The organism is Candidatus Desulfatibia sp. (genome assembly GCF_036446775.1).
GTDB lineage: Bacteria > Desulfobacterota > Desulfobacteria > Desulfobacterales > UBA11574 > Desulfatibia_A.
The window spans coordinates 1-9,057 of record NZ_JAZFTO010000389.1; the positions used below are offsets into that span (position 1 = coordinate 1).

Genomic DNA, 9,057 nt, shown 5'->3' on the forward strand with positions numbered 1-9,057 from the left:
CACCGCAGAGTCGCAGAGAGCGCAAAGGGTTATCTTTTTTTTGCTTTCCGCTGACCCCGCAAACTACAGCGGGACAGAGACGCCGGAAAGCAAAAAGATCCATCCCATGCCGATTAGTACTCTATGAGCTTTAAACAATAGCTTTTTTCTGCCCTCTCAGCAGAAAGAAAAATATTCATTGTCTTTGCGTCCTCTGCGACTCTGCGGTGAACTATTATCCTGATTTTTGCTTTTTAGCAAGGTGCCATAAAATATAGGGAAACTTAAACTAATTTAATAAAGCTTAATTTTGTTCTTGACATTGTTAAAAGTTTGGATTATATAACTTATATCATTTTTCTACTATTTTCTACTGTCGACCCGTCGCATTAACGCAAATTTTGAAATAACAAGGAGGTATCTGATTCTGAAAAAATTTTTGGTTTATACACTCTTTTTTTCTGTTTTACTTTTAGCAATAATTCCCGCAGCTTTCTGTCAAGAGCTTGTCGTCTATTCGGCCCGCAAAGAACATCTGATTCGGCCGCTTTTTGATACTTACACCCGAGAAACCGGTATAAAAGTAACCTATATTACCGGTAGTGCTCCTGTTCTCTTGCAGCGGATAAAAACCGAAGGAAAACGCACGCAGGCTGACCTTTTAATCACGGTAGACGCCGGAAATCTTTGGCATGCCGCCCGGGAAGGGATACTGCAACCTGTTGATTCGATTATATTGAAAAAAAACATTCCCGCCCACTTGCGTGATCCGGATAACAAATGGTTTGGACTGTCGGTAAGGGCCAGAACGATTGTCTACAGCACCGCAAGAGTCAAACCACATGAGCTTAATACCTATGAGGATTTAGCCGATCCCAAATGGAAGGGACGGCTGCTGCTAAGAACTTCCAAGAAAGTCTACAACCAGTCCCTGGTGGCCATGCTCATTGCCGAACACGGCGAAACCAAAACAGAAAAGATAGTTAAAAGCTGGGTGAATAACCTGGCAACCTTGCCGTTTTCAAGTGATACTAAGGTTATGGAAGCTATCATCGCCGGCCAGGGCGACGTAGGGATCGTTAACACTTACTACTATGGCCGCCTGTTAAAAAAAGACCCGTCCATTCCGCTGGCACTCTTCTGGCCGAACCAGAAGTCAAAGGGAGTGCACGTCAATGTATCCGGAGCGGGCCTGACGACATACGCCCAGCATAAAACAGCGGCTATATCGTTTTTGGAATGGCTCTCTGCGGAAAAAGCGCAGAAGCTTTTTGCTGATGCAAACATGGAATATCCGGTCAATCCTGAGGTCGAAGTACACCCTTTCGTGGCGTCTTGGGGTGAATTTAAGCAAAATCGCATCAATCTGGAAAAAGCCGGAGCGCTCCAGACTGATGCCATTCGCTTGATGGATAGAGCCGGTTACAAGTAATACCGTAACCGTTCAGAGGTTCTGGGTTCTGCGTTCAACGTTGAATCTTTCAACCCTGAACCTCTGAACCTCTGAACCTTTCAACCTTAAACCGCAAATTATCATGATGCTAAAGCTGTTCGCCTGAAAGTCGAAGGTTTTAAACTTGGTGAACGGAAAAATAAACATGGATAGTTCAATTTGTATAAAAGATCTGCCGTTTTTCAGTTCCGGACGGTTCCCTATTCTAGGACGGATACGTTGCTACCTGGACGGCTGGCGACTGTTTGCTATGGGCTTTTCGCTGTTTGTGGCCCTTCCGCTGGCGGTCATCTTTTTGAGTTTCTTACATCCCGAAAAGGAAATTTGGCGGCATCTGGCTGATACGCTCCTTATCGATCTTTTGACCAATACCTTAATCCTTACGGCAGGCGTCTTAAGCGGTACGTTTATTCTGGGTGTCAGTCTGGCCTGGCTTACGGGAGTGTGTGAGTTTCCGGGTCGCAAAACATTTTCATGGGCTTTGCTCCTTCCGTTGGCGATGCCGACCTATGTTCTGGCGTTTGTCGCACTGGGGCTCTTCGATTATTCAGGACCCGTTCAGACTTTTCTCAGAAAGCTGGCACCGGCCGACAAGATCTGGTTTCCGGAGGTGCGTTCTGCCGGCGGTATTATTATCGTTATGACACTGGCCCTTTACCCCTATGTTTATCTTCTGGCCAGAAGTGCATTCAAAACCCAGGGGAAAAGGGCGATGGAAGCCGCCCAGTCACTCGGCTGCAGTAGATTAACCGGGTTTTTCAAGGTAGCGCTCCCCATGGCCAGGCCGTGGATCGCCGCCGGCCTGCTACTGGTGCTCATGGAAACTTTGGCGGATTTCGGGGCGGTTTCGATTTTTAATTATGACACATTCACAACGGCCATATATAAAGCCTGGTACGGATTTTTCTCTCTGCCCGCCGCCGCACAGATGTCCGCTCTTTTGGTTATAATCGTTTTTGCCGTCATTATCATTGAACAGCAAATGCGCCAGAAGATGCAATTTACCCAAAGCGGACGTTTGAGCATGGAGGAGGAACGCATCGAACTGACTGGAGCGATACGCTGGGCAGCAGCGTTTTTTGCATCTGTGGTTTTGCTGACGGCCTTTTTAATTCCTTTTGTACAGCTTGTGATCTGGTCGGCAAAAATTTTTCACGAAGAATTTGGCGGCCGGTATCTGGAAATACTTGGAAATTCCTTGTTTTTCGCATGCCTGGCAACCGTAATCATCACCTGCAGCGCCTTACTTTTGTCTTACGCCCAGCGGCGTCATCCGGATAAAACCATGCGCTTATTAGTTAGAATAGCTACACTGGGATACGCGCTTCCGGGTACGGTACTGGCGGTAGGAGTTTTTGTCGTGATCAGCCAGGCCGACAGCCTGCTGGTCGGCATGATCAAAGCCGTTTCCGGTTTTGATGCGGATGCTCTCTTGCACGGCACCGTTTTTATCGTCATTGCAGCCTATATGGTGCGCTTCATGGCGGCCGGATTCAACCCCGTCAGCAGCGCCATGAATAGAATAGCACCCAATTTGGACGAGGCTTCCATTAGCATGGGGGTAACCGGAATATCATTGCTCAGACGCATTCACCTTCCAATTCTCAGAAATGGATTATTTACCGCTGCAGTGCTGGTATTCGTCGATGTAATGAAGGAAATGCCCATCACCCTGATGACCCGCCCTTTTGGCTGGGACACGCTGGCGGTGAAAATTTACGAGTTGACATCCGAAGGAGAGTGGGAGCGTGCGGCCCTGCCGGCCGTGGCTTTGGTAGTGGGAGGTTTGCTGCCGGTGATCATACTCACCCGCAAAACCGAAGCCTAACAAAAACAACAATTAGAGGTATTTTGAATGGAAACGGTTCTTGAACTTAGAAATATATCCAAATCATTTGACAATAACCCGGTGCTCAAAGAATTATCTTTCTCCCTTAAGAAAGGTTACATCGGCTGCCTGCTGGGTCCCAGCGGCTGCGGCAAAACTACGGCTTTGCGAACCATCGCCGGTTTTGAATCTCCGGATTCAGGAGAGATTGTGATTAACAAAACGGTGGTATCTAATCGAGAGGATGGTATACCGCCCGAAAAACGTCGTATTGGCATGGTCTTTCAGGATTATGCGCTCTTTCCTCATCTTTCCGTAAAAGAAAATATAGCATTCGGTCTTCATAAAATGAGACAAGTTGCAAAAGATAAAATAGTGGCGGAGCTACTGGAGCTGGTGGGCTTGACGGATGTTTCCGGCCATTTCCCCCACGAACTTTCAGGTGGCCAGCAGCAGCGCGTCGCCCTGGCAAGAGCACTGGCGCCGCGGCCGGAGCTTTTGTTAATGGACGAACCTTTCTCCAGTCTCGATATAACCTTAAGGGAGCGTTTGTCCCTTGAAGTTAGAGATATTTTGAAAGCATCCGGGATTTCAGCAATTATGGTAACCCATAACCAGCTCGAGGCTTTTGCCATGGCGGATGTTATCGGTGTGATGCATGACGGCAAATTAGTTCAATGGGATACGGCCTATAACCTTTATCACCGTCCCTCCAGCCGGGTTGTGGCCGATTTTGTTGGTGAAGGCGTACTGTTGTCAGGCAAAGTTACCGGCGATTCGCAGGTAAAAACAAGTCTGGGGACATTGGTAGGGCGTTTTACATACCCCTGCCGCAACGGCTGTCCCGCTCAAGTGCTGATCCGCCCTGAAGATATTGTCCATGACGATAATAGCAGCTTTAAAGCCCGGATTGTTGAAAAGAATTTTCGCGGCGCAAATATTCTTTACAGCCTGCTGCTGCCCTCCAATGAGAAGGTTCTGGCCCTGGTGCCCAGTCACCATAATCATAAGGTGGGCCAGGAAATCGGAATCAGACCCCAAGTAGATGATATTATCTTATTTGAGCAACAAGCATAGTCTTGAAATATGCTAATATTTGCCTCTATATGCTTTATGGCAACCTCCACAGGCACCAAGCAGCTTACCTGTCTGTGCCTCAACTCCTGATTTGTCATTAGCCGACGCTAATTTCATTAGCTTTTGAGCCTGTATTCTCAGGTTCTCAAAGCCCGTTTCCATATTTGCTTGGGGGGCTTCTTTGAAAAAATACTTAGATCCCTTTACGGGGTAAACTTGGGGGTATGTCTCTTGGTAGACCAGTGGCAGGAAAGTAGCCAGGGCAGCAATACTTACAGCATTAGCGGCAATTCCCTTTATATTTCCTGTTTTAATTTTTCCCTTTAGGTCCCCTGCATCAGCCCCCATTGCTCCCATGGCGAATTTACGAGCCGCCACAACTTGCTCGGGCGACTTCTGACTTGACTTCAATACTCCCTGGGCATGTATTGTTGCGGCCATCATGCAGACCAAAACGATTAAACTCAATATCATCAATGCTTTTCTCTTCATATCACTTCCTCCATATTTTTTTTACGTTAAAGCTAATCCATAAAAGCCGGTTTTCTCGTTTTTGTAAATGTGGCGTTCAGCTTAGAAACCCCACCGCCATTTACTTCAATCTCTTTTACAACTTCCTCAAATCCTTCATGCCAGAACTTGACGGTATATTTTCCGGGCAGAAGATCCTTTATCTCGAAATTTCCCTTTGCATCTGTAATCGCCACGTAAGGATGCCTGGATGAATAAACATAGGCCCTCATCCATGGATGGGCGTCACATTTGACATGAATCAAACCGGCAACTCTGTTTTTCTTCTTTATAACCTGATCCTTATAGGGCAGGGCCAGATTAAATACCGCCCTTTTTACACCCCCTTTGAGCATTTTGCCAAAATTGGTATTATGCAGCAGAGGGTCGCTGTTTTTTATTATATATTTTGATTTAACATAAGAGATACCCACAAGGGGCTCAAACCGGCATCTATAGTTATTTATTTCAAGGTCTTTTTGAGGGGCGGCCTTACCTTTTTTAACATTCTCAATGGTAACCAGTACATTTTTGACCTCATTGGCTCCCGACACAAGATACATCATGGCCTGCTGGCCCCCGGGGATAGTAATACAGGTTTTCCTCTCAAGCTCGGCATCTTCCGAAGTTTCCTTGGCTTTAACATTAATCGAAATTACAGGATCTTTTACCTTTTCCGTTGTCGAGACCTTTCCGCTAATTGTCCCTCCGTTAGTTACCTCTACGGCCTCATATTTAACCCTTTTGGCAAAGGCTGCCGCCGGAATTAAAAGTGAGACAGCCAGCGTAAAAACCAGAATCTTTTTCATATTCGATCTCCCTTATTGTCAATTTTTTCAGAATACTCCCTTGCCGGGCTTTTTTTATTCAGCCCGTCCTTTGAGCTTCATCAATTTGAGTGTATATGCAACCAGATGCCATCGATCTTCCTCACTCGGTGAGTCCTCATAAGCGGGCATCCCTGTTCCGTCAAGGCCGGTGGTAAAAGTGATATATACATTTTCAGGTGAAGATCCTCGCTTGAGTGCACCGGTTGTAAAATCAAAGGGTCGTATCTGTTTTCCCCAGTCGTCTTTGAGGTCATCTGCTTTAGGGCCGTCGCCAACACCTTGATAACCATGGCACTCCCAGCATTTCATCTCTTTATATACCATTTTACCTTTTTCAGCAAATGCAGGGCTGTCGACCCCTTCAGGCTTTTTTACCGTTATGGCATCGCAGGGATCTTCTTCTTCCCACCTGAATGAAAAGGCTTTGATATACTCCTTGACAGCCTCCCTTTCCTCAGAAGAGAGGACTTCTTTATGGGACGGCATAAAAGACCTTTCGATACCGTCTGCTATGGTCCCGAGAATGTCATCATCGGTCGGCAGGCACCCGGTCGGGGTGGAACGGAACTTAAAGACGCCCACGGTAAAGTCCCTTGAATATATTTCTATAATCCGGCCGGTTTTTTCCGCTCTGCGGACAACATCAACCGGCCCTTTGCCGTTACCTTCAACACCATGGCATATAAGACACCGCTCTTGATAAACTTTTTTGCCGGTATCGATTTCGTGGGTCAACCCATAGGCATCTTTTGTTTTCTGTAATGTTGCCATCAGGGCCGGCGATAAAAGCATTAAGAAAAATACCGGCATCATGCCTCTATATTTTTTAAAAAATCCTTTCACCTTTCTCATCCCTCTTTTTAACCGTTAAACCTTGGTTTGATATTGTGAAATATTCAGGTTAACGGATATCTACTTTTTGCTTGAAAGTGTTTTCACATAGGCAACTATATTCACGATGTCTTGATCTCCCAATCCCAGCTCCTTACCGCCAAAAGCCGCCATGGGGGTGCCCTGTCTGCCGTCACGGACGGTTATCGCCAGAAATTCAGGATCAGCTTCTTTTTGCACCACAGGATTAGCAAGGCTGATTCCAAGGATTTTCTCGCCTCCTTCACCTTGGGGGCCATGACAGATTTCACAGCGGACTTTATACAGCTCCTCGCCGTTTTTTGTATTGGGGTTAAATTTTGAAAATGCAAAAAGTTCCGGTTTCTCAACCGGCCTGTCCTTGGTTATATGCGTAATTATCTTATCAATCTTTTCCTCAGTTAGGCCGGCGGCATCGGCTTTCCAGGCCGTCATCTGGGTCTCGGAGCGTCCCTCTTCTATGATTTTCTTTAAAAATTTATCGTCAATCGATTTTAAGAAGGCCGGGTTCATGATGGCCGGGATGGTCCTTTTGAAGATCTCGTCATAAATGCTGTATTTGCCTGTTGTATGGCAGGCAATGCAGTACATCTTATATAGCGCCTCTCCGCCCATGGCTTCTTCTCTACTCTGGGGAGCTTGCCATATGCGCCGGTATTTTTGCGGAATTTCATCCGCTCTCAGGGTCAAGGTATAGGTAGTTAAAAGATCCGATTCGTCATCTTTAATATCAATTTTCATCTCGCTTTCAGGGGCAATATCCCGGGGGTCGTCAAAATGCTGCTTAAGCCATGCGTAGACGGTCTGGTCACCTTTCACATATTTCATCGGAAAATAGGCAATCGGCTGAGACCCAATCACGTCCAGATCCTTACCCAGAGTTCCGCCTACACCATTGAGCTTATGGCAACCCTTACATCCTTTTTCGCGGAACAATTTTTCACCGGCGGCGACATTTTCTCCTCCGTTTTGTTTTAACATGTCAAACTCATGGCATAAGGCGCAAGAACTCTGAACATACTTTAACGGCAAAATAGGATAATCCCAGTGGGTATCGCGTCCGGCACCGTGGGCTTCTTTCAAATTGGTGGCACGGCCCTGTCCATCATGGCAGATTGTACATCCAAATTTATTAAGCGGGTGATCCTTAAGGTAGTTACCGCTGTGCTGTTTGTATACGATCTCGGCGTCAACCATTAATGGATTCTCAACACCGATGTGACAGCTTGTACACCGATCAACCCTTTTCAGGTCGCTCAGATAGATCTGTTGAATGTTAACATCAAAAGACCGCGCCTTTTTCCTGGTGGCATCATCCTTGGCATTTTTTATCAATAATTCTTTGTACGCAGACTGATATTTCTTCCATTCGGGCGCCTGCTCTCGGAAGCCGGCAAGCAGCATGGAAGCAAGCAGAAGCAGTCCTGAGATTAACGCCATTGACAAATAAAATTTCCTGTACATAACCTGCCTTTGTGCTTCTTAATTCTAACTTGAGGTGAAGTTTCGCTTGACTGAAAACAACCCGGCCTTAATGGTGTTATCGTTAATGTATCGGCCATTGGCTTTTTGACCAGTAAAAATCCCAGTTGGGTCCCCTAAGCTCAGTACCGACATAGGTAAATATTGCAAAGCTGAGCAAAAACAATGTGAAAAAAGCGATTACCCCCATCCTGGTCGAGTCGGTCTTCTTTATCACCAGTAGCGTCCATATCATTGTAAAACCGACCCAGATCGTGCCCGGATTGATAAGCATAATTATCAATTGCGGTATATCCGGCCACCAGTTCCTGAACCAGCCGAAGTTGATAACAAATGCAAGTATACCGATAAGTATTGCGGTGCCGGCAATAAATGACGTCAACGCTACCAGCCGTCCCTGTCTGTTTGAGAACCAGATGCCGACATATTGCCGCTCCCGGTCCAGGTAGGGTATTAAAACAAGCGCTGATATCGCCAGGGCAGGAATGCCGATACCGCCCATGAAGGCGGAGTAGGACACCAGTTCCTGCAGCCCCAGAAAATACCAGGGGGACTTAGCGGGGTTTTCAGGCAGCAGGGCGTTGGCCGGCTCTCTAAGGGGTGCATCTACAAACAATGAGTAGACCACCACCACGGCCAAACAGAGCATAAAGACCGCCAGCTCAGCCCGCAGAAGATGAGGCCAGCTCATCACCGTGCTTTCCACATCTTTGTCAACGGCAGGGGTTTTGCCGCGGGCAAGCGCCATCAGGCCATAGGTCTTGCCGGTGGTAAATGCTCCTTCCTTTTTTTCCGGAGAAGCGAGGGAACCGGTCTCGCTCTTGGTGGGCTCGAAATTCTCCGGCACGGTGAGTCCGCCGTCTTTTCTAATCCGCCAGAAATGGATCCCGAGCAATATGAACAAAGCGAGAGGGAAAAGTATAATGTGAAGCAAATAGATCCTTATGAGGGTTTCTTCGCCGGGGTTCAATCCACCCAAAAAGATTTCTTTTTGAAAGCCCCCGATGTCAAAATATGCGGTGATACCT

The 9,057-nt window shown here is 46.9% G+C and carries 8 protein-coding genes; 3 read left to right on the forward strand and 5 right to left on the reverse strand.

All coding sequences use genetic code 11. The annotated features are described in order from the left end of the window. Window positions 1-418: 418 nt before the first annotated feature. The 3 genes from V3S16_RS17575 to V3S16_RS17585 all read left to right on the forward strand — a co-directional run bounded on the left by V3S16_RS17575 (window position 419) and on the right by V3S16_RS17585 (window position 4,337). Window positions 419-1,411: a Fe(3+) ABC transporter substrate-binding protein gene (locus V3S16_RS17575; RefSeq protein ID WP_413887329.1), complete on the forward strand. Its 993-nt coding sequence runs from the start codon at window positions 419-421 to the stop codon at window positions 1,409-1,411. Between the two features lie 166 nt (window positions 1,412-1,577). Further along, window positions 1,578-3,260 (forward strand): ABC transporter permease, encoded by a 1,683-nt coding sequence (locus V3S16_RS17580; protein ID WP_413887331.1) that lies wholly within the window; start codon window positions 1,578-1,580, stop codon window positions 3,258-3,260. A 27-nt stretch (window positions 3,261-3,287) separates the two neighbouring features. Then, on the forward strand, window positions 3,288-4,337 hold the full coding sequence (locus tag V3S16_RS17585; protein ID WP_413887333.1) for an ABC transporter ATP-binding protein: 1,050 nt from the start codon (window positions 3,288-3,290) through the stop codon (window positions 4,335-4,337). 12 nt (window positions 4,338-4,349) lie between these two features. Here the strand turns inward: V3S16_RS17585 and V3S16_RS17590 are convergent, their stop codons facing one another. From V3S16_RS17590 to V3S16_RS17610, 5 genes are all read right to left on the reverse strand, one after another. Then, window positions 4,350-4,829, reverse strand: coding sequence for a cytochrome c (locus V3S16_RS17590; protein WP_413887335.1), 480 nt, complete (start codon window positions 4,827-4,829; stop codon window positions 4,350-4,352). A 32-nt stretch (window positions 4,830-4,861) separates the two neighbouring features. Beyond that, window positions 4,862-5,656, reverse strand: a complete 795-nt coding sequence (locus V3S16_RS17595; RefSeq protein ID WP_413887337.1) for a carboxypeptidase regulatory-like domain-containing protein — start codon at window positions 5,654-5,656, stop codon at window positions 4,862-4,864. A gap of 54 nt (window positions 5,657-5,710) precedes the next feature. Next, window positions 5,711-6,529 carry a c-type cytochrome gene (locus tag V3S16_RS17600; protein WP_413887339.1) on the reverse strand — a complete coding sequence of 273 codons (819 nt, stop codon included), beginning with the start codon at window positions 6,527-6,529 and terminating at the stop codon, window positions 5,711-5,713. A 60-nt stretch (window positions 6,530-6,589) separates the two neighbouring features. Beyond that, window positions 6,590-7,987: a c-type cytochrome gene (locus V3S16_RS17605; protein ID WP_413887341.1), complete on the reverse strand. Its 1,398-nt coding sequence runs from the start codon at window positions 7,985-7,987 to the stop codon at window positions 6,590-6,592. Window positions 7,988-8,093: 106 nt separating this feature from the next. Next, the coding region (locus tag V3S16_RS17610; protein ID WP_413887343.1) for a cytochrome b N-terminal domain-containing protein at window positions 8,094-9,057 on the reverse strand (964 nt) is incomplete at its 5' end.